Genomic DNA, 20,163 nt, shown 5'->3' with positions numbered 1-20,163 from the left:
AGCTAGTCGGCAAAGGCACTGGAGTAGGCGGCCTGTAGAGCTGCCAAAGAGACCGACAACACGGGATCCCCTTCTGCAGTAGTCACCACCAAGGGATCCGCTGGCCCGCCCACCTGTCCTAGAAGCTGCCACTGGCGGGGAAGCTGCGACTCTAGGTAGGCTTCCCAAGGGGAGCGCTGGGCTGGATCGACGGAAACGAGGATGCGGCTGGATCCCTCGCCAAAGAGAGCTTGATCCCAACGGGTAGACGGAGAGGGGATCCAGATCTGGGCCCCTCGTCCGCCGCTGAGGCAGGCTTCCGCCAGCGCCACGGCCAGTCCCCCCTCACTGCAGTCGTGGGCAGAGCGCACCCACCCCTGCCGGATGCCGTGGCGGCAGGCCGCTTGCACCTGCCTTTCCAGTTCCAGATCCACGGGCGCGGGCCGGCCTGTAACTTTCTGGTAAATGACCGCCAAGTACTCACTCCCCCCCAGGCTGGCGACGGCCTGGGATCCCAAGAGGTAGATGAGATCCCCTTCTTGCTGCCACCCCTGGCCACAGATGAATTTCAAGTCCGAAATGAGACCCACCATGCCGATAACAGGAGTGGGGTAGATGGCCTGGGATCCCTTCTCGTTGTAGAGGGAGACGTTCCCCCCGGTTACCGGCGTGCCCAGGGTGCGGCAGGCATCCCCAATCCCCCGACAGGCCAGGGTCAACTGCCAGTACACCACCGGATTTTCCGGGTTGCCGAAGTTAAGGTTGTCGGTTACCGCCAAGGGATCCGCCCCCACGCAGGAGAGGTTGCGGGCGGCTTCGGCCACCGCAGCTTTGGCCCCCTCATAGGGATCCAGGTACACCCAGCGACCATTGCCGTCCACGGTGGCGGCAATCGCCTTGCGGGAAGCCTGCAGGGGTGGCACTTCGCCTACGCCAAATTTCTGGGGGCGGATGCGGATGACTGCCGCATCTCCCTGTCCCGGCCAAAGGACGGTGTTGTTTTGCACCTGGTGGTCGTACTGGCGATAGATCCAGGCTTTGCTGGCCAGGGTGGGGCTTGCCAAAAGCTGCAGCAGCACCTGCTCCCACGCCAGCGTTTTCTGGGGTAGGTGGATCCCTTGCCGGTCGCAGGGGGGAAGGGTACTGGGATCCCATTGCCAGGCTGCCTGCACATACTCTGGCGGCTCTGGCAACACGGGACGGACGTATACAGGGGTATCCTCCGCCAAGGCCCGCGCCGGCACTCGCACCACGCAGGATCCCTGGTGCCAGATCTCCACCAGCGGCTCGGCAATGACTTCCCCAACCACGCTGGCCTGCAGGCCCCAGCGGTGGAAGATCTCTATGACCTCTGCTTCCCGGCCTTTCTGCACCACCAGCAGCATCCGCTCTTGGGACTCCGAAAGGAGGTATTCCCAAGCTTCCATGCCGCTTTCTCGGGCCGGCACCCGGTCGAGGTCGAAGCGGATCCCCACCCCTCCCTTGGCCGCCATCTCCGCGGTGGAGCAGGTGATCCCGGCAGCGCCCATGTCCTGCGCAGCCACCACTGCTCCTGTGGCAAAGGCTTCCAGGCAGGCCTCGATGAGACATTTGCCGAGGAAGGGATCCCCCACCTGCACGGCTGGCCGGTCTTGGTGCGCATCTTCTTTCAGCTCGGCGCTGGCAAAGCTGGCCCCGCGGATCCCATCCCGCCCGGTGGTGGCGCCGACATACAAGACAGGGTTGCCCACCCCCCGCGCTGCCGACTTCACCACTGCTGGTGCCTCCAAAAGCCCCAAAGCCATGACGTTGACCAGAGGGTTGCCGCTGTAGCAGGGATCCACGGCTACTTCGCCCCCCACCGTGGGCACCCCCACGCAGTTGCCGTAGTGGGCGATCCCCTCCACCACTCTGGCCATCAAGCGGCGGTTGCGGGGATCCGTCAGCGGCCCAAAGCGCAGGGAGTTGAGCAGGGCAATGGGGCGGGCGCCCAGGGTAAAGATATCGCGTAGGATGCCCCCCACGCCGGTGGCCGCCCCCTGGAAGGGCTCCACGGCTGAAGGGTGGTTGTGGGACTCGATTTTAAAGGCCAGCCAGTCCCCATCCCCCAAATCCACCACGCCGGCATTTTCCCCTGGCCCCACCACCACCCGCTCGCCCGCAGTGGGAAAGTTTTTCAGCAGAGGGCGAGAGTTCTTATAGCAGCAGTGCTCCGACCACATCACCCCAAACATGGCCAGCTCGGTGGGGTTGGGATCCCGGCCCAGTTGCTGCTGGATCTGTTGGTACTCTGCCGGGGAGAGGCCGTGGGCCTTGAGTTCTGCAAGGGTATAGGGCATAGGCTTAAGTCAACAAAGCGGGCCCCAAAAGGCGGGCCTGGCGTTCTTCCAGTATGTGGCGCAGGCGGGGCCACTGCTGCAGCTCAGGGTCTTGGGCAATAAGCTGCTCTGCCGCCTGGCGGGCCAACTGCAGCACCTCTTGGTCGTCCATGAGGCTGGCCAGGGCAAAGTCGGGCAGCCCCGACTGGCGGGTGCCCATCACTTCCCCTGGGCCCCGGAAGCGCAGGTCCATCTCGGCAATGAAAAAGCCGTCGTGGGACTGCTCCAGGACTTTGAGGCGGCGCAGGGCCTCTTCGCTTTCGGAGGAGGTCATGAGGATGCAATAGGCCTGGTCGGAGCCCCGTCCTACCCGTCCCCGCAGTTGGTGGAGCTGGGAGAGGCCAAAGCGCTCGGCATGCTCTACCAGCATCACCGAGGCGTTGGGCACATCCACGCCCACCTCCACCACCGTGGTGGAAACAAGAATATCCAGCTCCCGCCGGCGAAAGGCCTCGATAACCGCCTCCTTCTCGCTGCTGCTCAGGCGCCCGTGCAGCAGGCCCACCCGGAACTGGGGGAAGACTTTCTCCTGCAGGCGCTGGTGCTCTTCGATGGCCGACTTGAGATCCAGCTTCTCCGACTCCTCAATCAAAGGCAGCACCACGTAGGCCTGCCGCCCCTGGGCAATTTCCCGCTCGATAAGCCGCACCACCTGCAGGCGATCCCCCGGTCGAGCTACCACCGTATGCACCGGCTTGCGCCCCGGGGGCAACTCGTCAATCTGGGTTACGTCCAGATCCCCGTGCAGGGCCAGGGTGAGGGTGCGGGGGATGGGCGTGGCTGTCATGGTCAGGACATCGGGGTGATCCCCTTTTTGTTGCAGGGCAGCCCGCTGCTCTACCCCAAAACGGTGCTGCTCGTCGATGACCACCAAGCCCAGGTTGCGAAACTGCACCGCCGGCTGGATGAGGGCATGGGTGCCGACTACCAGGGGCAGCTCCCCGGTTTGCAACTGCCGCAGGATCTCGCGCCGCTTGGCGGGGGGTGTGGAGCCAGTCAAGAGTTCAACGGGCACTTGCAGTTGGCTGAGCCACTCCACCAGCTTGCGGTAGTGCTGCTCGGCCAGGACTTCGGTGGGGGCCATGAGGGCCGTCTGCCAGCCGGATTGAATGGCTGCCAGCAAGGCCGCCACCGCCACCACGGTTTTGCCGGATCCCACGTCCCCCTGCAGCAGGCGGTTCATGGGCAAGGGATCCCGCAGATCCGCCAGGATCTCATCAATGGCCCGCTGCTGGGCCGCAGTAAGCTGGAAGGGCAGGATTTGGTAGAAGCGATCCAAGAGCTCCCCTCTGGCCGGCTGGTAGCGAGGTACAGCCTGAGCTTGGGCGCGGTAGCGCTGCCGCCGCTGCAAGAGGCTAAGTTGCAGATAGAAAAACTCGTCGAACACCAGCCGCCGCCGGGCTTGGGCCAGCAGCTCTCGCGTTTCAGGAAAGTGAATCTGCTGCAGGGCAAGGGGCAAGTCCAAAAGCTGCAACTGCCGCTTCAGGTTCTCTGGCAAGGGATCCTCCACCAAGGCGGCTGCTGGCAGGGCAAGCTGAACGGCCTTGCGCACCAGATCGGCGGGGATCCCTTCTGAGAGCGGGTAAACGGGCAGGATCTTGCCCAGCTTGTCCGGATCCTCGCCCTCTCCCCCCAGCACCTCCAGTTGCGGGTTATCCAGCGTCAGGCCAAAGCGGCCTTTCTTCACCAAGCCACTGGCCGCCACCACTGCTCCCTTAGGGTATTGCCGCTCTAGGGCTGCCTGCCAACTGCGCTGGGCAAATTGCCGCCCGCTGTAGAAGCGGCTGAGGGTGACTATGCCGCTTTTGTCAGCAATCTTGAGGTTCAAGATGGTCAGCAAGGGGTTCTTGGGGCTGGTGAAGCAGCTGCAGCTTTTCACCGTCCCTACCAGGGTGACCGTCTCCCCCACCTTGGCCTGGCGAATGAGCACCCGGCGAGAATAGTCCAGGTGATCCCGTGGGAAGTAGTAGAGGGCATCGCGCACAGTATGCAGGCCCAGTTGCGCCAGCTTCTCCGCTGACTTGGGGCCAATGCCTTTGAGAAATTGCAGAGGCTGCTCCAAGCTAAGGCCCTTGGGCGGGGGCAAAGCAGGGCTGGGTGGGGCGGAGTGGGCTTGTTCTTGCTGCCGCCGGAGACGCTCCAGCCAGCGACGGGTTTCTGCCACCAGGTGCTGCCGCTCCGACAGCTCTAGCTGGGGGTAGAGGCGATAGCGGGATCCCAGCTCCCGCCAGCGCCGTCGGTCATCCCCATCCAGGCTCCAGTGGGAAGGCGGATCTTGACCAAAGATGCTTTGCAAAAACTGGGAAAAGGTTTGCTCTCGCCCTCGCAGGTCGGTAAACCCCACCTCTGCTTCTAGAGAAAGGGCGCGCTGAACTCGCTGGAGATCCACCTGGCTCAAGTTGCTTCCGGGCTGGCTACCGGTAGTGTCTCTTATCCAACTTTAGCCAATAGCAACACTCACCCATTTGACCACTAAAAAGGGCCTACCCAGGGGTAGGTCCCGCAGAGCAGCCTTTTGCTAGAAACTAGCTGCGAGCCAGGGCGGATCCCAGGAGCACGGCCATCACTGCCGGCACTAGGGCAATGGCCAGGATGGTGAAAACTTGTGCGTCGGTCATAGCCAACTCCCTAAAACCCTGCCCCCCACTTTACCTTGGCCAGCGGCCAGACCCAGGGCTGAAAAACATTCTTTACAAAGCCTCCCCTGGCCCCTGGGGATCCCCTGGCCTAGCCCCCCTGTGTTACGATGTTGCTCCGTAGGACTGTCGCGACGGCAGGGCGCTGCTGGGCTTTTTTTGTTGGCAACGTTTGCTTTTGGTGTCACCATGGTAGCCGCTCCCCAAAGCTTGACCACCCCCCGGGACAACCTGGCCATCTTGGCGGAAACGGATCCCATCGTTTACCGCCTGATTCAGCAGGAGCTGAACCGGCAGCGGGATCACCTGGAGATGATCGCCAGCGAGAACTTCACCTCGCCGGCTGTCCTGGCGGCCCAGGGATCGGTGCTCACCAACAAGTACGCCGAGGGGCTGCCCGGCAAGCGCTACTACGGTGGCTGCGAGTTTATCGACGAGATCGAACAACTGGCCATCGACCGCGCCAAGCAACTGTTTGGAGCAGCCCACGCCAATGTGCAGCCTCACTCCGGCGCCCAGGCCAACTTTGCCGTTTTCCTGGCCCTGCTGCAGCCGGGAGACACGATCATGGGCATGGATCTCGCCCACGGTGGCCACCTTACCCATGGCTCGCCAGTCAATGTCTCCGGCAAGTGGTTCCGCGTGGTGCACTATGGGGTGGATCCCAAGACGGAGCGAATCGATTTTGACCAGGTGCGGGATCTGGCCCTGCAGCACCGGCCCAAGCTCATCATCTGCGGCTATTCGGCCTATCCCCGGGTCATTGACTTTGCTGCTTTCCGTGCTATTGCCGACGAGGTGGGGGCCTATCTGATGGCCGATATCGCCCACATTGCCGGTCTAGTGGCCACTGGGCACCACCCTAACCCCGTGCCCATCTGCGATGTGGTAACTACCACTACCCACAAGACACTGCGGGGGCCACGCGGGGGCCTGATTCTCACCCGCGACCCGGAACTGGGCAAAAAGCTGGACAAGGCGGTGTTCCCCGGCAGCCAGGGTGGGCCGCTAGAGCATGTCATTGCCGGCAAGGCGGTGGCCTTTGGGGAAGCGCTGCAGCCCAGCTTTGTCCAGTACTCAGCCCAGGTAATCGCCAATGCCCAGGCGCTGGCGGCGACTCTGCAGCGGCGTGGCATCCGCTTGGTTTCGGGGGGCACCGATAACCACCTGATGTTGTTGGACCTGCGCTCGGTCTCGGCGGTGCTGGAGAAAAACGGGGCGGCGGATCCCGTGATGACGGGCAAGCGGGCGGATCGCCTGATGGACGAGATCCACATCACCGCCAACAAAAACGCCATCCCCTTCGATCCGCAGCCGCCCCTTGTGGCCAGCGGCCTGCGTCTGGGATCCCCGGCCTTGACCACCCGCGGCCTAGGGCCGGCAGAATTCGAGGAAATCGGGGAGATCATTGCCGATTGCCTGTTCCGACCGGAGGATCCAGGCGTTCTTGAAGACTGTCGTCAGCGGGTTGCTCAGCTCTGCCGCCGTTTTCCGCTCTACCCTCACTTGGGATAACCGCCATCCTCGCTACGGCCTGCCATGCCCTACTTGGTTGCCTTTCTCGCTGCTGCCTGTGTGGTCTTGTGGGCAACCCCGGTGGTGAAGGCGGTCGGGATCCGCAGCGGCCAGTTGGATTTTCCTGACGAGCGCAAGATCCACCGGAAGCCGATGGTGCGCCTGGGGGGGGTCTCCATCTTTTTCGGCAACCTGGTGGCGCTGCTTGTGCTTTGGGGAGCCGGAGCCTTTGCCGGCCTGCGCCCCGAGCAGGAGTACGAGATCTGGGGGGTGACGATTGGCGGCGTTTTGTTTTTCCTAATTGGCTTGGCGGATGATCTGTTTCAGTTGTCGCCTTTTTCGCGCCTGGCGATGCAATTTGGAGTGGCTGCGGCGGCTTGGGGAGTGGGGGTGCGCATCGAATTTATCAACCTGCCGCGGATCGGCATCTGGCCGTTCCCTGCATGGCTGAGCCTAGTGATTACCTTGCTGTGGCTGGTGGGGATGGCCAATGCCATCAACTTTATGGACGGGCTGGATGGCTTGGCGGCAGGGGTGTCGGGGATCGCGGCAGTCGTGATGCTGATGGTAACCCTGCTCTTGGATCGGCCGGCGGCAGCCATGCTGGCGGCAGCCTTAGCGGGGGCTTGTCTGGGGTTTTTGCGCTACAACTTTAACCCGGCGCAGATCTTCATGGGGGATGGGGGAGCCTACTTTCTGGGCTTCACCCTGGCCGGGATCGGGGTCATTGGGGTGGCCAAGGGGGTGACCACCCTGGCGGTGGCCCTGCCGTTTTTTATCCTGGCCGTGCCGATTCTGGATATGTCTGCTGTGATCCTCAAGCGCTTGGCCAGAGGCAAATCCCCTTTCCATCCCGACAAGGGCCACTTGCACCATCGCCTGCTCAAGGCTGGCCTGTCCCAGCGGCATTCGGTGCTGCTGATTTACGCCATGACCCTCTGGGGGGGATCCCTGGCCCTGGCCTTGGCGGGCTTGCCGGCAGGGGGCACCTATCTGGGCGGGGCCTCGCTGGTGTTGGCGGGGGTGGCCTGGGGAGCTTGGCAACGGCATCGCCAGCGGCAACAGTCTTCTGAGGATTCCGAAGCTCAAGCAGAGCCAATCAACTCAAAAAAGGATTAAGCTCGGCTTGTTCCCAGCCGCCTGCCTGCCTAGACTGGAGGGGATCCCGTCTGCCGCCTTGACCGATGCGTCCTACACCGGAGCTGGCAGCCCTCTTGCGCCGCACCGCCGATCGCCTGCAAGCTCAGCACTGGGGTTTTTGGGATCGCGAGTACTGCTGGCGGGATAGCACCCGCTGCAATTGTGGCCTTTTGGTGCGGGAAGCCCTGGGCTGGGATCAGCAGCAGCTTAGCCTACACATCCACCGCGGCACCTGGCGCTCCATTGCCCAAACGGCCTACCGCACTGCTGCCTATGTCGCGAGGGATCCTTCCCACTGCGGGGCTACGGGCCTACGGCTGGGATATGTGTTTGAAAAGATGGCAGAGCTGGGGTTTGACCAGCCAGAAGACTTTGCCGCTCTCGAAGAGCTAAGCAATCCGGTCATCCTGGCCCGCCTGGCCGAAAAAGGGGTAGAGCCGCTGCGGCGCGACTACGCCCCCCACGTGGCCCTCTACATGCGGGAGCTGGCCGACTGGATTGAGGAGCAACTGCAGGCCCAGGCTCAGCTCAGCCCCTTGACTCAACCTCTGCCCAAAGCTAAGGCAACAGAAGTAGCCGTCCGCCAGCCGCTACGCCTGCGGTGAGGGGCAAATCCCTCAGTTGGAGTCTTCCACCATCAGCACGTGGGTTGGGATTTGTGGAGGAAGAAGCTTGCGGCCCGACAAGAAAGCTAGCTCGATTAGAAAAGCAAACCCGCCTACCTGGGCGCCACTCTGAGCCACCAGTTCAGCTGTGGCGGCGGCGGTGCCGCCAGTTGCCAAGACATCATCGACAATCACCACCCGATTGCCAGGGCGCAGGGCGTGGGCTTGTAGTTGGAGCTCGTCTTGGCCATACTCCAGCGTGTAGGTTTGGCTGAGCACTGGCGGCGGCAGTTTGCCGCGCTTGCGAACGGGGACAAACCCCAAACCCAGGTGTTGGGCCAAGGCAGCCCCCAAAATAAACCCTCGCGACTCAATGCCCACCACGTAATCTAGGGATCCCATGGTGGCAGTGCCGGCGGCCAACTGTTCGATAGCGGCCCGAAAGCCCGCTGGATTCTGCAGCAAGGGGGTTATGTCGCGAAAGAGGATCCCGGGCTTGGGAAAATCGGGCACTAGGCGGACAAGGGGGCGCAGATCCATGAGTTCTCCTGGCTCAGCAGTGGCCAGCTCAAAGGGTGTAGAAGGCCGCTCCCAGCAACCCATCATAGCCGCTCAAAGCCTTAGCGAACGGGTTTCCTTTTGGCCAAGCTGGCAAGGCCGGAGATTATAATTGCAAGGCTAGGGGCCGCGGCTCATTCTTTTTGTTCCTGACCTTGGAGATTTCCCATGCGCTATTACATGGCCATTGACTCCAACCCCCTGGCAAGTTTGCCCCTGGCGCTGTTTGGGGTAGGCAGTGAGTCGGCCTACGTTGACCTGCTCCAGGACAAGCTAGTAGTGCGGGCGGGCAACTTGTTCAACGAAACCTTTTCTCTAGGCGAGCTGGGACGCGGGGAGCGCTTCTCTTGGCCCTGGTTCTACGGCCTGGGCGTGCGCACCGATTTCCAGGGACTGGTTGGCGCGGTAACCAGCACCCAGGGGGTGATTGCCATTCCGCTGCTCCAGGAAAAGATGCTTTTCATTCCCTTGGTAGGTCCCCTGGGGCTGCAAGTACCCTGCAAAAAGCTGGTCTTCAGCCTCCGAGATCCGGATACCTTTTTGGCCAATTTCAACCAGGAGCGCCCCGATGGCGGGCCCAAGAATGTGGTGATCGAGTAGCTAGGGCCGGCTACCTTGACAAGACCAGCACCTCGGTGACGGGACCGCGCTTGCGGCCGTGGCAGTTGATGGCGCGGCTGGCCACGATGGTGTGGATAGGATAGCCCCTGTACAGCTCTCGCACAAAAGGGCAATCTGAGTTGGACAGCAGCACCTGCACGCCTCGGTCGGCCAGGATCCCAAAAACTTCTCGCAAGCGGATCTGCTCCGCTTGGCCAAAGGCGTACTGACTATAGGCGGTAAAGCTGCTGGTTTCTGAAACCGGGTAGTAGGGCGGATCCAAATAGACAAAATCGCCGGGCTGGGCCCGCTCCAACACCTGCTCAAACGACTGCACCAAGATCTTGGCCCGTTGCAGGACACGGCTAGCAGCCCGCAAGTTGTCGGCATCACAAATGCGCGGGTTGCGGTAGCGGCCCAGGGGTACGTTGAACTCGCCGCTGGCGTTTTCCCGGTAAAGCCCGTTGTAGCAAGTTTTGTTGAGGTAAATTAGCCGCGCCGCCCGCTGGACAGGGTCAACTGGCTTGGATGCCCGCAGGGCGTAGTAGTAGTCGCGGCTGTGGTGGGCCTGGTGGTAGGCTAGCAGTGCCACCACCTCCTCCACCCGATCCCTCACACAGCAGTAGGCGTTGACCAAGTCAGCGTTGATGTCGGATAGCACAAAACCCCGCTCAGGGTAAACCTGGGCCAGGTGGAAAAACACCGCCCCGCCACCCAAAAAGGGCTCATGATAAGTGCCCCAGTCGCGGGGGAAGAAGGGCTCGTACTGGCTTAGCAGCCCCCATTTCCCTCCTGCCCACTTGAGGAAGGGGCGGGCTTTGAGGTGCTCCCTCCCCCTCTGCAAGGAGCTCCTTCCGGCTACGTCAAAGGCCAGCTGGCTGCAGCCCCCTAGTCTTGATTCTCTTCCAGCAGCTCTTCCAGCACCTCGATCCAATGCTCCAGTTCCTCCAACCCCTGCAACACCTCCTCCGGCTCGCTCAAGTCCACCTGGAGTAACTGGGCCGATTCTCCCCAAGTCAAGGATCCAGGGGGGCTAGCCAGCCAATTTCGGTAGCGGGGCAAAAAGGTACGCGGAGACAGATGATACTGGCGGTGGCAGGCCAGGGCCACTAGGCTGGCTAGGCTGACCTGAGGGGCGCTGAAGGGTCGCAGAAACAGCTCCGGCATCCCCACCCAGCAGAACTGGTCTTCCGGCAACAGCTCCACCGCATCGCCGCACAGCTCCTGGATCAGCTTTAGCCACTCTTCGCCGACCCAGGAGGTAGGGCTGGCCTTGGAGGAAGCTAGTGGAGCGGTGTTCTCCGAGCGATAGAGGAGCAGCTCCAGCCGGGCAATCAGGCTCTGGTAAAACACGGCCTGTAACTGCGCCTCCAGGTGGTGAATCAAGAGGGCCTGGGCCAAGGTAAAGACCTCCAGCCCGCTTGCACGATTTCGAAGAGGGGGTGGCGCCGGTGTACCCCGTGCCGCCCCGAGCAGGTAGTCTAGCAGCACCTGCTGTAAAAACGCGGTATGCACCCGAATTTCCCAGGAGGGCTGGACAGATCCCTGCAGCTCCTCCAGATCCAGCCAAACTCGAGGCCCCTCAGGCCGGAGCCGCCGGCTGAGGGCTTCAAGGGCTTGCAGCAGGGAGGCAAGGGGTTCACTTCCTGGCCATGGCCTCTCTGGATCGCCAGGGGGTGCCTCCCGTTCGGAGCTGACTTCCAGTAGCCAGGGTTTGGCCTGGGCCGCGCACTCAGGGCAGAACTCTTGCAGGGCTGCCCAGACTAGGGAGGTGGCTTCGGCAGCAGCAAGGGGTGGGACAGGCTCCCCCCAGGGTGCGTAGAGGTCGCAGAGGCGAATGGAGCGGCTCATGGCGCGGCTTTTCAGGCGGTAGTAGCGCTGGAACAGGTCGAAGCGATCGTGGATCCCGTCCAGCAGATGTTCCCAAAAGGGCTGGCTGAGGCCGTGGCGAGCCAGGTAAAGGTCGGCAGCAGAATCGTAGCCCCGCCACTGGGCCTCCCAGAGGTGGTCGCGAACCAGGATGCTGAGAATAAACCCTCCCAGCTCCGCATGGGCTTCCAGATGGTGGCACAAGCGCTGGTAGGCCGCCCAGCGAGCCTCGGCACTGGGATGGGTTTGCAGGTTCTGGAGGTGGGCGAGGGTGTTAGCTGACTGCTGTTGGGGAGGCAACAGGCCCTGGTCGCCGAGGGAGCTGAGGGTGACTTGCCACAACTGCCGCCAGGCCAAGCGTCCAGCCAGGCGCTGCTGGTGCAGTAAGCGCTCTAGAGGCTCCGCCTGTCGGTGACCCCGCTGGTGGAGGAGGCCACACAGAAACTGACAAAAGGGGCGTAGCCGCGGCTCGACATGGGCAGCAGCTAAAAGGTCCAAGCGCCCATCCTCTGGCGGCAACTCGGCGGCAGAGTCGTCGGGGGAACCACCCAACAGCGACTGCAGCTCTAGAGAGAAAAACAGCAAGTGGCTTTGCAGGGAGATAGCCCGCTCCAGATCCCGCCAGCTTGGAGCCTGAAGAGGGGTAGCCGGGATCCCTTCCCTGCCCTCCGCAAGCTGAGCCGCCAGAGCTTGCGTTAGCTGCGACAAGACTTGCAGCGCCTTCCCCAGCTCTGGTGGGCTGAGCTGGGCCACCTGCCCCCGGTAGCAGCGGGCAAACTCCTGCACCTGCTCCTCCAGGTCCTTCCAGGCTGGGGCGCCTTCTTGCCCAGAGCTGGAGAAACGCTCAAAAGGGGGTTCAGCAGCAGAAGAGACCACTGGCACCAGCCTCCTAGAGATGGGGGCAACCCCTCCGTGGCTTGGCGGCTGAGCAGACCCAGTAGCCTCTGATCCCAGCCAACTCTAGAGTCACCGCTTCCCAGGAATAAGCCTGCACAAGCCAATGTACTTCCTCCAGGATAGGTGTCGGGAGACAATCATTCGGTGGAAAAGCTTTCCGGAGGAGGCGACGCCTTTGTTTGCTCAGGTCACTGCTGCTGCTCTCCTGGGACTCAAGGCCGTGCGGGTCACGGTGGAGGTGGATGTGGGCGGTGGCTTGCCCCAGATTATCCTAGTGGGGCTGCCAGACACAGCCGTTCAGGAGGCCAAAGAGCGGGTGCGGGCGGCCATCAAGAACTCCGGCTTTGCCCTGCCGCAGCGGCGGATCATCGTCAACTTGGCTCCCGCCGATCTGCGCAAAGAGGGCCCCAGCTTTGATCTTCCCATCGCCATCGGCATTCTGGCTGCTGCCGGGGTCATCGAGAAAGAAGCGCTGGCCAACACCCTGCTGGTGGGGGAATTGGCCCTGGATGGCACCTTGCGACCCGTGGCCGGAATCCTGCCCATTGCCGCCGGTGCCGCTGAGATGGGGATCCGCCGCCTGGTGGTGCCCCAGGAGAATGGCCCAGAGGGGGCTTTGGTGCAAGGGATCCAGGTGTACGGGCTGCCCTCCTTAGCGGCGGTGGTGAGCTGGCTGCAAAACCCCCAGGGGGTTGAGCCGCTGCGGATCCAGCCGGAGCAGCTGCTAGCAACTGAACCAGAACCCCTGTTGGATTTGGCCGATGTGAAGGGGCAAGAACAGGCCCGACGAGCCTTGGAGATTGCGGCAGCCGGCGGGCACAACCTGCTGCTGGTGGGCAGCCCAGGAGCGGGCAAGACCATGCTGGCGCGTCGTCTGCCCGGCATTTTGCCTCGGCTGCAGTGGGAGGAAATGTTGGAGATCACCCGCATCTATTCAGCAGCCGGCCTGCTGCGGCAAAACCTGCACTTGGGAGGCCAAACCCCCCTGATCACCCAGCGGCCCTTCCGTGCTCCCCACCATTCGGCCTCGGCGGTGGCGCTGGTGGGCGGTGGCCCCTACCCCAAGCCTGGCGAGATTTCCCTGGCTCACCACGGTGTCTTGTACTTGGACGAACTGACGGAATTCCGCCGCGAGGTTTTGGAGGTGCTGCGCCAGCCCCTGGAAGACGGCAAGGTTACCATCTCCCGCGCCCGCCTTTCCCTGGAGTTTCCCGCCCAAACCACCCTGGTGGCCTCCACCAACCCCTGTCCCTGCGGCTTCTACGGGGATCCTGTTCAGCCTTGCGCCTGCACGCCGCAACAGCGGGAGCGCTACTGGTCGAAGCTCTCCGGCCCTCTGCTAGATCGCATCGATTTGCAGGTGTGGGTCAACCGCCTCAAGCCGGAAGAAATTGTCCGCCTTCAGGGTGGCGAGTCGTCCCAAGCGGTGCGGCAGCGGGTGGAACAGGCGCGGCAGCGTCAACGGCAGCGCTTCCAGGACGAGCCCGGGATCCACTGCAACGCCCAGATGCAGCCCCGCCACCTGCGGCAGTGGTGTGCTCTCTCGGATCCCTGTCGCAAGCTCCTCGAGAGCGCCATCCAAAAGTTAGGCCTCTCTGCGCGGGGGAGCGACCGCATCCTCAAGGTGGCCCGCACCATCGCCGATCTAGAGGGTGCCGAGGCCATTGCCCCTGCCCACATCGCCGAGGCCATTCAGTATCGCAGCCTGGACCGCGGTCGGCCTGCTTTAAGCTAAGGGGAGGGAGAAATTTGCCCCTTGTGCACTTGCAGGATTTGCGCTCCCTTGAGCCAAGCGGCGTCGAAGGAGCCCAGGTGGGTGGTGGTTACCAAAGTTTGCACCCGCTCTTGAATGGCCTCCAAGAGCTGGTTTTGGCGGTGCAGGTCCAGCTCCGCCAGCACGTCGTCCAACAGCAGCAAGGGCGGATCCCCCTTCACCTGCTCGATCAGCTCCAGCTCCGCCAGTTTGAGGGCCAAGACCAAGGTGCGCTGTTGCCCCTGGGATCCGTAGGCGCGGGCAAGCTGTCCGTCGAGGCTCAGCTCCACCTCGTCTCGGTGAGGGCCGACTAGAGAGGTGCCCAGGGCCCGTTCGGCAGCGGCCTTGGCACGGATCTCCGCCAACAACTGGGCTTGAACCCCTTCGGGATTGGCCTGGGGATCTAGCAAAGGCACCTGCGGACGGTAGGCAAGGCTGAGAGTCTCCCGACCACCGCTGATGACTTGGTGCCAGTGGGCGGCTAGCGGCTCCAGACGCTGCAATAGCCGGGCGCGGCGGCGCATGATGCGACTGCCACTGGTGGCCAGCTGAGCGTCCCAGAAGGCCATCTGCAAGTCCCTGTCGCTGGCAGCAGCGGGATCCTGTTTCAGGAGGGCATTGCGCTGCTTGAGGATCTGGCGATACTGCTCCACCAGGCCAAGGTAGGCCGGCTCCAGCTGCAGCAACACCCCATCCAACCAGTTGCGCCGCGCCTCTGGCCCCCCTCGCACCAGCTCCAGATCCAGGCTGGAGAAGACCACCGCATTCACTTGCCCTAAGAACTCAGATTGTCGCCGTAGCGCCTGGCCGTTAACCTTCAGGGAGCGACCCCCTTGGCTGCGTAGCTCCATCACCAGCTCGTGGGCTACCCCTAGCCGCTCCACGGTGGCGGCAATCCGCGCCTTCTCTTCCCCCTGCTGCACCATCTCCCGATCGCGACCGGCCCGCCGCGAGCGCAAGGTGGCCAAGAGCTCCACTGCCTCCAAGAGGTTCGTCTTGCCCTGGGCGTTTTCCCCCACCAGGATGGTCTTGGGTGCCTCGAAGGGGATCCCTTGATCCCGGTAGTTGCGAAAGTGCCACAGATGGAGAAAACATAGGTACACTTGGTGCGCCTTTGGCTTGGGGGAACGGCCCTCGCCAAGGAGGGTTTCCACTTTAACGCATAGCCTAGGAACAGGCGCACCTGGCTTCAGCCAAGGAGGGGCTGACCGAGAAAGCTGGGCTCCTGGACGCAACAGCTGCCAAGTCCAGTCACTAGAGCTGCGTCAGCTAGTGAACCAGGGGTTGGAGCAGGTGCAGCTTGTTGCGGCAGGCGTAGGGCTGTCAAGTTTAGGTGGGAAATCCCTGTTGGCGTAGGGCTTCAAAGAGGGCAATGGCGACTGCATTGCTGAGGTTAAGGCTGCGCACCGGCCCGCTCAAGGGGATGCGCACGCTGGGATAGGTTTCCAAGAACATGGGATCCAAGCCCCGGCTTTCGCTGCCAAACACCAGCCAGTCTCCGGGTTGATAGGCCACCTCGGTGTAAAGGGCCTTGCCGCGCACGCTAAAGCACCAAAATCTTGCCTCAGGGTGGGCTTGCACCAGGGCCTCCCAAGAGGGGTAGCGATGCAGTTGGACGTGCTCCCAGTAGTCTAGCCCCGCCCGCCTGAGGTAGCGATCCGAGAGGCGAAACCCCAAGGGATCCACAAGGTGGAGGGGTGTGCGGGTAGCGGCACAGGTGCGGGCGATGTTGCCGGTGTTGGCCGGGATCTCCGGAGCCACCAAGACGACGTGGAAAGGCATACGCTCAGCTCACTTGCTGCCAAAGCCGCGGCTGTTGCCCCCCTTTTTGCCCCCCCCTTTGTCTGGCTTGCGGCTGGACTGCGAACGCCCTCGCCATTGGGGGCCACCTGCCGGCAGCGGGCCCCGTCCGCCCAGCATGCCCGGAAAGCCGCCCATGCTCATGGAGCGCATCATGTCGCGCATGCGCTGGAAATCGCTCACCAGGCGGCTGACATCCTCCAGCTTATGGCCAGAGCCCAGGGCTACCCGCCGCTTGCGGCTGACGCTGCGGGCCAGCAGATCCGGGTTGCGCCGCTCCTCTGGCGTCATGGAGTTGATCATGGCCTCCGCCCGGGCTAGTTGCTCTTGGCCTTTTTGCAGCTGCTCGTCGCTAATTTTGCTCATTCCCGGCACTAGCCGCAGCAAGCTGGCTAGAGACCCCATGCGCTTGATGAGGCGCATTTGTTTAAGAAAATCGTTGAAATCGAACTGGGCGGTCATCATCTTTTCTGCCATGGCGGCGGCATCTCCCAGGTCGATTTCCTCCTGGGCTTTTTCCACCAAGCTGAGAATATCCCCCATGCCCAAGATGCGCGAGGCCATGCGATCCGGGTAAAAGGGATCCAAGGCCTCCACCTTTTCGCCAACCCCGATAAACTTAATGGGCTGGCCGGAAACCTGGCGAATGGAAAGGGCTGCCCCGCCGCGGGTATCGCCGTCCAGCTTGGTGAGGATGGCGCCGGTAAGGCCCAGCCGCTCGTGGAAGGCCTGGGTGAGGTTGGCCGCCTCCTGCCCCATCATGGCGTCCACCACCAGCAGGATCTCGTGGGGCTGCACCGCGGCCTTGATCTGCTCCAGCTCTGCCATCATCTCCAGGTCGATCTGGAGGCGACCGGCGGTATCCAAAATAACGTAGTCGTAGCCCTGTCCCCGCGCAGCTGCCACCCCCTGGCGGGCAATCTCGACCGGATCCGCTTTGCCCAGCTCGAAGACGGGGATCTGGATCTGCTGGCCCAGGCTCTTGAGCTGGTCGATGGCCGCTGGACGATAAATGTCGCCTGCCACCAGCAGTGGCTTTTTGCCTTGCTTGCGCAAATACAAAGCCAGCTTGGCGCAAGTAGTGGTTTTGCCAGATCCCTGCAAGCCAACCATGAGCACGATGGTGGGGGGATGCTCGGCCTGGGCAATGGGCACGTTGGCCTCCCCCATTACCTTCACCAGCTCGTCGTAGACAATCTTGATAAACTGCTGATCCGGCGTTACCCCCGGGATCACCTCAGCGCCCAGGGCTGCCTGCCGCACCTCCTCGATGAACTGCTTGACCACCTGCAGGTTGACATCGGCCTCCAGCAGGGCGCGCCGCACTTCCCGCAGGGCTTCTTGGATGTTGGTTTCGGTGATCCTGTCCTGGCCGCGCAGCTTTCTCCAGGCCAGTTCCAACTTTTCGGCAAGGACATCAAACATGGGTGCTGTTAGTCAAGGGCTGCTAGGGCATTTCCTACCATAGTCCAGTTGGAGCCGCTCCCATAGTCCAGTTGGAGCCGCTCCAGCTTGGGATCCCGGCCCCAGCGGCTACCTAGGCCGAGGAAGGCTAGCGACTTTACGAAAGTTTAAGCAACAATAGAAGGCGTCGCTTGCAGACTGGCCATGGTCAGCGTTGCTTCTTGCTCCTACAGCATCTCCGACTGGCAGTTGGGCTATCGCTCTTTGCGCCAGGAGTACGACTACTGGGTAACGGAGATCGAGGGGCGGATCCCCAAAAGACTGCAGGGAACCCTCTTTCGCAACGGGCCTGGCAAGCTGGAAGCGGGATCCCAGCGCTACGGTCATCCCTTTGACGGCGACGGCATGGTCTGCGCCATCACCTTTGTGGGAGGGCGGGTGCATTTCCGCAACCGGTTTGTGCGTACGCCAGAGTTTGAAGCAGAGGAGAAGGCGGGTCGAGTCCTCTACCGCGGCGTGTTCGGCACCCAGAAGCCAGGAGGCTGGTGGGCCAATTTTCTCGATTTGCGCTTTAAAAATCCGGCCAATACTAACGTCATCTACCACGGCGGCAAGCTCCTAGCCCTTTGGGAAGCCAGCGCTCCCTACCGCCTAAACCCAGCCACCTTGGCCACCGAGGGGGTCGAGACCTTTGGCGGTGCCCTTGCTCCTAATCAGCCATTTACAGCCCATCCCCGCCGCCATCCAGAAACCGGAGATCTCCTGGCCTTTGGGGTGCGGACGGGCCCCCCTTCTACGCTTCTATTCTACCGCATTGACCCCCAAGGGCGGCTGGTGGAAAAGTGGGACTACCGCCTGCCGGATTTTGCCTTTTTGCACGACTTTGTCTGGACGCCCCGCCACTGGATCTTTTTCCAAAATCCTGTGGCCTTCAACCCCTGGCCCTACATGCTGGGCCTGCAGCCAGCCGGCACTTGCCTGACCCTCAAAAAAGGGGAGCCCACCCGTATCTGGCTATTTCCTTCCAAGGGGAAGCCGCTGCACCTGGAAACGGAGCCGGGGTTTGTCTTTCACTTCGTCAACGGCTACGAGGTAGGGGAAAAGGTCCTAGTCGATGCCATCCTCTACGAGACCTACCCCGCCCTGGAGCCCGGAGCCGACTACCTGCAGATTGACTTTGCCCAGGTGCCAGCGGGCAAGCTATGGCGGTTTGAGCTGGATCCCAAGGCAGGCAAAGTCAAGCGGGAGCTGCTTCTGGATCGTTCGGTGGAGTTCCCGGCTATCCACCCGGCTTGCGTTGGCCGACCCCACCGCTACCTCTACGTTGGCGCTACCCATGCTCCCGGCCCCAACGCACCCCTGCAGGCCATCCTCAAGCTGGACACCGCAACAGGCCGCAGCGAGCAGTACAGCTTTGCCCCCCGCGGCTTCGTGGGAGAGCCAGTGTTCATCCCCGATCCCGAAGACGCTGCGGAGGAAGCCGGGTGGGTGGTAACAGTGGTCTTTGATGCAGCCAGTCAGCGCTCGCAGGTGGCGATCCTAGAAGCCGCTAACCTGGCAGCCGGTCCAGTGGCCCGGATCCCCTTGCGGCATCACCTTCCCTATGGCCTTCACGGCAGCTTTACCCCCTGCCTCTGGGCTGAGCCGGATTAGAGCCCTGTCCGCGCCAGTAGGCGAGAGGCTATGTGTTAGACTGGGAGTCAGAATTCCCGCGGGGGGGTGTCAGAATGGCCTCTGGTCTGGAACCTTCCCTACAGCGTCTAAGCCCAGTCCCAGAGCCAAAGAGCTCCCCTGGACTAGAAGCAGCGGTGGGCGTTGGTACTCTGCCGGTCTCAGAGGGTGGAGTAGCCTCTACCTTCTCCAGCTTAGGTAACGCCGCCACGTCGGGAGAAAAAGCAACGGTGGCAAGACAGCGACCCTGCCTAGAGCCCATCCCTCCCCCAGGGCAAGTGATGCAGTATCGGGCCATTGGCCTCATTGAGGGTCGGTATATTCCTTCGCCAGATCGCTTTACGCGGGGGGTTTTGCGCACCTCGGATGGTCTGGACATCCATGCTGTCCTCCTGGGCCGGGTGATGAGCCTAGTGCGCAAGCACCTAAGGCCGGAGCGCAACTACCTGTGGGTGGTCTATCCCCGCACCCGCGACAAAGGCCAAAATCTCCACGTCCAGCTGATGGGAGTCTGGGCCCCGGAGGAAATGGGGCAAACCCTGCCCGAGGGATCCTGCCCAAGGGTGGTGCCGGACTGGTTTTCCATTCGCGGCGAGGTCGTTTTTCAATCCCAGGAGAGAGGGTTCATCATCGTCAAAATTCGCCGCTCCCACTCTCAGTTGCCCTCCCCTACTCATCCCCTGCCAGCCGCTAGCTCCAGCGACCAGCAAGTAGCTAGGCCGGGGGGCCAGCAGCAAGCAGGATCGGCTTTGCCGGCAGCGCCCCAGGCTTTTAAGTTGCGCCTCCTTGGATCCCTGCCAGGCAAAGGAGTAGGTATCTTCTGGGATCTGCAGGCGCGCCGCCGCGGCTCCCAGCTCTACATAGAGTCGGCAACTCCTATTGGCCCTGTGCCCAGAGAGCGGCCACAGCCCCAGGCAAAACGTTCAACTTCCCCTTCCAAACCCAAGAAGAAACCTCCCAGCGCCCCAAGGCGCGCGCAACAACCGCTCCCCAGTCAACCTGGCCTGCCGCTGGATCCCGCCAAGGCAGCCAAACCTCCCAAGCCCACTAAGAAGAAACGTCCATAGTTTCTACCTTCGCCATGACAGAGTCAAACCCTCCTCCCAGAAAAGATGAATTCATCTCCCCCCGCTACCCCTACTGGGGCGAGGTCAAGCCGCAGAACTTGGTTTTTGATGCCAATTTACAAGAATTCAGCCATAAGGTGTCCCTAATTTGTAGCTTAGAGACAGGGGGCAAGATTACCCCAGAAGAAGCCTACCGCCAAATTAAAAAGCTGTGGAAACAACTCAAACAAGCCAAAAAAGCTATCCTGGACGAGCCTAAGTGGAACGAGCCTCCTCCCAAGTTGCCAGAAGAAGAGTGAGTTAGGGCTTTCC

17 protein-coding genes are annotated in these 20,163 nt (G+C 62.3%); 8 read left to right on the top strand and 9 right to left on the bottom strand.

All coding sequences use genetic code 11. From position 1 onward, the window contains the following. Nucleotides 1-2 precede the first annotated feature (2 nt). The 3 genes from purL to psaM form a co-directional block, all read right to left on the bottom strand. Entirely contained in the window at nucleotides 3-2,297 is a 2,295-nt protein-coding gene (gene purL / locus NW812_RS00675; RefSeq protein ID WP_414393147.1) for a phosphoribosylformylglycinamidine synthase subunit PurL, read from the bottom strand. A gap of 4 nt (nucleotides 2,298-2,301) precedes the next feature. Beyond that, on the bottom strand, nucleotides 2,302-4,725 hold the full coding sequence (recG, locus tag NW812_RS00670; RefSeq protein WP_414393146.1) for an ATP-dependent DNA helicase RecG: 2,424 nt from the start codon (nucleotides 4,723-4,725) through the stop codon (nucleotides 2,302-2,304). 136 nt (nucleotides 4,726-4,861) lie between these two features. Beyond that, a complete protein-coding gene (psaM, locus tag NW812_RS00665; protein ID WP_414332959.1) occupies nucleotides 4,862-4,954 on the bottom strand; it encodes a photosystem I reaction center subunit XII in 93 nt (30 codons plus the stop codon). Nucleotides 4,955-5,161: 207 nt separating this feature from the next. Between psaM and glyA the strand changes: the two genes are divergently transcribed. The 3 genes from glyA to NW812_RS00650 all read left to right on the top strand — a co-directional run bounded on the left by glyA (nucleotide 5,162) and on the right by NW812_RS00650 (nucleotide 8,232). Continuing rightward, a complete protein-coding gene (glyA, locus tag NW812_RS00660) occupies nucleotides 5,162-6,487 on the top strand; it encodes a serine hydroxymethyltransferase (protein ID WP_414393144.1) in 1,326 nt (441 codons plus the stop codon). A 24-nt stretch (nucleotides 6,488-6,511) separates the two neighbouring features. Beyond that, a complete protein-coding gene (locus tag NW812_RS00655) occupies nucleotides 6,512-7,606 on the top strand; it encodes an MraY family glycosyltransferase (protein ID WP_414393143.1) in 1,095 nt (364 codons plus the stop codon). A 65-nt stretch (nucleotides 7,607-7,671) separates the two neighbouring features. Continuing rightward, nucleotides 7,672-8,232: a hypothetical protein gene (locus NW812_RS00650; protein ID WP_414393142.1), complete on the top strand. Its 561-nt coding sequence runs from the start codon at nucleotides 7,672-7,674 to the stop codon at nucleotides 8,230-8,232. A 12-nt stretch (nucleotides 8,233-8,244) separates the two neighbouring features. Here NW812_RS00650 and NW812_RS00645 read toward each other — a convergent pair whose 3' ends face one another. Further along, complete coding sequence (locus tag NW812_RS00645; protein WP_414346831.1) at nucleotides 8,245-8,772, bottom strand: adenine phosphoribosyltransferase; 528 nt, start codon at nucleotides 8,770-8,772, stop codon at nucleotides 8,245-8,247. Nucleotides 8,773-8,958: 186 nt separating this feature from the next. On the opposite strand from NW812_RS00645, the gene NW812_RS00640 reads away from it, so the two are divergent. Beyond that, on the top strand, nucleotides 8,959-9,390 hold the full coding sequence (locus tag NW812_RS00640; protein ID WP_414393141.1) for a hypothetical protein: 432 nt from the start codon (nucleotides 8,959-8,961) through the stop codon (nucleotides 9,388-9,390). 10 nt (nucleotides 9,391-9,400) lie between these two features. Here the strand turns inward: NW812_RS00640 and NW812_RS00635 are convergent, their stop codons facing one another. Together NW812_RS00635 and NW812_RS00630 are read right to left on the bottom strand one after the other, a co-directional pair. Next, the gene (locus NW812_RS00635) at nucleotides 9,401-10,234 is read right to left on the bottom strand and encodes a DNA adenine methylase (RefSeq protein WP_414393139.1); all 834 of its coding nucleotides are present in this window, start codon (nucleotides 10,232-10,234) and stop codon (nucleotides 9,401-9,403) included. A gap of 44 nt (nucleotides 10,235-10,278) precedes the next feature. Beyond that, nucleotides 10,279-12,135, bottom strand: coding sequence for a peptidase M3 (locus NW812_RS00630; protein ID WP_414393137.1), 1,857 nt, complete (start codon nucleotides 12,133-12,135; stop codon nucleotides 10,279-10,281). Nucleotides 12,136-12,331: 196 nt separating this feature from the next. On the opposite strand from NW812_RS00630, the gene NW812_RS00625 reads away from it, so the two are divergent. Continuing rightward, nucleotides 12,332-13,891, top strand: coding sequence for a YifB family Mg chelatase-like AAA ATPase (locus NW812_RS00625; RefSeq protein WP_414393136.1), 1,560 nt, complete (start codon nucleotides 12,332-12,334; stop codon nucleotides 13,889-13,891). On the opposite strand, the gene recF is transcribed toward NW812_RS00625, so the two are convergent. The 3 genes from recF to ffh form a co-directional block, all read right to left on the bottom strand. Beyond that, complete coding sequence (recF, locus tag NW812_RS00620; RefSeq protein WP_414393779.1) at nucleotides 13,888-15,012, bottom strand: DNA replication/repair protein RecF; 1,125 nt, start codon at nucleotides 15,010-15,012, stop codon at nucleotides 13,888-13,890. The genes NW812_RS00625 and recF overlap by 4 nt on opposite strands. Before the next feature lie 226 nt (nucleotides 15,013-15,238). Beyond that, entirely contained in the window at nucleotides 15,239-15,691 is a 453-nt protein-coding gene (locus tag NW812_RS00615; protein WP_414393134.1) for a tRNA (cytidine(34)-2'-O)-methyltransferase, read from the bottom strand. Between the two features lie 9 nt (nucleotides 15,692-15,700). Further along, nucleotides 15,701-17,134, bottom strand: coding sequence for a signal recognition particle protein (ffh, locus tag NW812_RS00610; protein ID WP_414393132.1), 1,434 nt, complete (start codon nucleotides 17,132-17,134; stop codon nucleotides 15,701-15,703). A gap of 183 nt (nucleotides 17,135-17,317) precedes the next feature. Here ffh and NW812_RS00605 point away from each other — a divergent pair, with 183 nt between their 5' ends. From NW812_RS00605 to NW812_RS00595, 3 genes are all read left to right on the top strand, one after another. Continuing rightward, nucleotides 17,318-18,766: a carotenoid oxygenase family protein gene (locus tag NW812_RS00605; RefSeq protein WP_414393130.1), complete on the top strand. Its 1,449-nt coding sequence runs from the start codon at nucleotides 17,318-17,320 to the stop codon at nucleotides 18,764-18,766. A 155-nt stretch (nucleotides 18,767-18,921) separates the two neighbouring features. Beyond that, entirely contained in the window at nucleotides 18,922-19,851 is a 930-nt protein-coding gene (locus NW812_RS00600) for a hypothetical protein (RefSeq protein WP_414393128.1), read from the top strand. Between the two features lie 14 nt (nucleotides 19,852-19,865). After that, nucleotides 19,866-20,150, top strand: a complete 285-nt coding sequence (locus NW812_RS00595) for a hypothetical protein (protein WP_414393127.1) — start codon at nucleotides 19,866-19,868, stop codon at nucleotides 20,148-20,150. The last annotated feature ends 13 nt before the right edge of the window (nucleotides 20,151-20,163 follow it).

Origin of the sequence: Synechococcus sp. O70.2, assembly GCF_047462135.1 — a bacterium.
Lineage (GTDB): Bacteria > Cyanobacteriota > Cyanobacteriia > Thermostichales > Thermostichaceae > Thermostichus.
Note: the sequence above shows the minus strand (reverse complement) of the source record. Positions and strands in the feature narration are given on the sequence as shown.

Excerpts from the sequence above, each read along its gene's own strand:
- purL (WP_414393147.1), bottom strand. The coding sequence starts at position 2,297 with ATGCCCTATACCCTTGCAGAACTCAAGGCCCACGGCCTCTCCCCGGCA.
- psaM (WP_414332959.1), bottom strand. The coding sequence starts at position 4,954 with ATGACCGACGCACAAGTTTTCACCATCCTGGCCATTGCCCTAGTGCCG.
- glyA (WP_414393144.1), top strand. The coding sequence starts at position 5,162 with ATGGTAGCCGCTCCCCAAAGCTTGACCACCCCCCGGGACAACCTGGCC.
- NW812_RS00655 (WP_414393143.1), top strand. The coding sequence starts at position 6,512 with ATGCCCTACTTGGTTGCCTTTCTCGCTGCTGCCTGTGTGGTCTTGTGG.
- NW812_RS00650 (WP_414393142.1), top strand. The coding sequence starts at position 7,672 with ATGCGTCCTACACCGGAGCTGGCAGCCCTCTTGCGCCGCACCGCCGAT.
- NW812_RS00645 (WP_414346831.1), bottom strand. The coding sequence starts at position 8,772 with ATGGATCTGCGCCCCCTTGTCCGCCTAGTGCCCGATTTTCCCAAGCCC.
- NW812_RS00640 (WP_414393141.1), top strand. The coding sequence starts at position 8,959 with ATGCGCTATTACATGGCCATTGACTCCAACCCCCTGGCAAGTTTGCCC.
- NW812_RS00615 (WP_414393134.1), bottom strand. The coding sequence starts at position 15,691 with ATGCCTTTCCACGTCGTCTTGGTGGCTCCGGAGATCCCGGCCAACACC.
- ffh (WP_414393132.1), bottom strand. The coding sequence starts at position 17,134 with ATGTTTGATGTCCTTGCCGAAAAGTTGGAACTGGCCTGGAGAAAGCTG.
- NW812_RS00605 (WP_414393130.1), top strand. The coding sequence starts at position 17,318 with ATGGTCAGCGTTGCTTCTTGCTCCTACAGCATCTCCGACTGGCAGTTG.
- NW812_RS00595 (WP_414393127.1), top strand. The coding sequence starts at position 19,866 with ATGACAGAGTCAAACCCTCCTCCCAGAAAAGATGAATTCATCTCCCCC.